At 68.4% G+C, this 1,918-nt stretch carries 1 protein-coding gene and 1 pseudogene; both read right to left on the bottom strand.

The features are described from left to right. Positions 1-1,405: IS1634 family transposase (locus ACWEGE_RS46955; protein ID WP_449667011.1), on the bottom strand; the 1,405-nt coding region annotated here is incomplete at its 3' end. Positions 1,406-1,563: 158 nt separating this feature from the next. Beyond that, positions 1,564-1,918: pseudogene (locus ACWEGE_RS46960) on the bottom strand (IS4-like element ISSav1 family transposase); the annotation flags it as partial.

A 1,918-nucleotide genomic window follows, 5' to 3' on the forward strand; every position in this document is an offset into this window, starting at 1 on the left:
CGGTCGCGATGTCCTCGGCGGACAGGTGCGGGTCGCTGCAGCGCAGGAGGAACTTGCCGTCCAGGCGTTCCTCGGCCTTGATCGCGGCCTTGTCGATCCGTAGCAGCCCGGCGGGGGTTGCGCGCAGGAAGCGGTGCAGGCCGGGCTTGGTGGACAGCTTCCCGCGCAGTTCGGCGCGCTTGAGGGGCCCCAGCTTGTCGGAGCCCTTGATGGCGTCCTCGAGCTGGGCGAGCAGGTCGGCCCGGATCGCGGCATCGCGGGTCGCCTGGTCGGGGTTGTGGCAGATGACGAACCGGTCCGCGGTGTCGGGGAGTTGGACCTGCTTGACCTGCATGTTGTCGGCGACGTGCGCGTAGCGGCCCTGGCGGGACAGGGCGGCCTGGGCGGCGGGTGAGCCGGAGCGGATCTTCTCGCCGAGGATGTAGTGGCCGCCGGCTCGCTGCAGGAAGCGGCGGTTGGTCTCGGAGGCGAAGCCGCGGTCGGCGACCCAGACCACCCGGGTCAGCTTCCACTCGCGCAGGTCCTCGCGGACCTGGCGGATCAGCGCCTGGTCCCCGGTGTTCCCCGGCCAGCTCCACACCCTGATCGGGATGCCGGTGCGGGTGACGGCCATGCCGATGACGACCTGCGGCAGGTCGGGGCGGTGGTCCTTGCTCTTCCCGTAGGCCCGGAAAGACGCCGTCTTCTGGTCGCTGCTGCTGTCCTTGGTGGCCTTGCTCGGCTCCGCCTGGTCGGCAGGCTCGTCGGGAAGGCGCAGGCCGTGTTCGTCTCGGGCCACGGGGATGTCGGGTTCGCCGGTCTCGAAGTAGGTGCTGGTGGTGTCGAAGAACAGCAGGTCGACTTCGAGGTTGAGCAGGTCGGCGACCTGCCAGTAGACCTCTTCGGCGAGTTTGTCCTCGATCTTGAGGAGCCAGTCCATCGCCCGGTAGCAGGCGTCGTCGCTGGTGGCGGGCAGTCCGGGGATGTGACTGTCGTGTTGGATCCAGCGGGTGGCGGCGAGCTTGGAACTGGGGGCCAGTGCGCGGTTGGCGACCAGTGCGAACAGCACCCGCTCGGCGGTCGGGTCCAGGCGACGCCCGGTCAGCAGCTTCTTCATGACGGTGTCGATGCCGATGCGGTGCCACAGGCCGTCCAGGGCGTGGGCGCCGCCCATCGGCCGCGAGGCCAGGAGTGTCAGTTCCGAGCCGGAGGTGGCCCGCAGGGCGGCGGCCGGATCGAGGAGCTTGGCGAGCGAGGCGACCAGGCGCTCGATGGCGCCGCGGTCCAGTTGGTCCTCGCGGCCGAAACTGTGCAGCACCTGCGGGCGAGAGGTGCCGGTGGCGGCGTCCCACTCGTTGTGCGCCAACTGCAGGTAGCGCACGGTCGAGCCGTCCTTGTTCTTCCGCGTGGTCGCCCGTACATACATAGTTCCAGACCTTAACAGCATTGCTGCAGGTCAACTCATAGTAATCGAGCAGAACGTGTTACTAGGCGATTCTGGCCGTTCCACCAGGACGGAACCACGTGACCTGCAACAACGCCCTCATCCGTGCCGAGAACCCGCCATCAACTGCGGAACGCAGGCTGGGTGAGACCCGCCGGGTCCTTCGACCGTAGAACGCGGCCCTTGAGCAGGGTATGACGTAGTGCCAGGTACGCGGTCTCGATCTCCCAGCGCTCGTGGTACAGACCGACCAGGCGGTCTGCTGGGTCGGTGCGGTGGTCGCTCAGCGTCGTGAGCAGGCGGTAGGTTCCGCCGAAGTCGTCGCCATGGGCCGTACGGGAGCGGACCTCGGCCTCGATCACCCGCAGCCGAACGCTGCCGATCCGGGTGAGGTAGGACCCGTCGGGCAGCAGCGCCAGCATCGGCGGACGCCGAGTACTGGTGGCACGGATCAGGAACTGTGCCCCCTGAGCCGCGATGTCTGCGAGCAGTCTG

It is taken from the genome of Amycolatopsis sp. NPDC004747, from assembly GCF_053601335.1.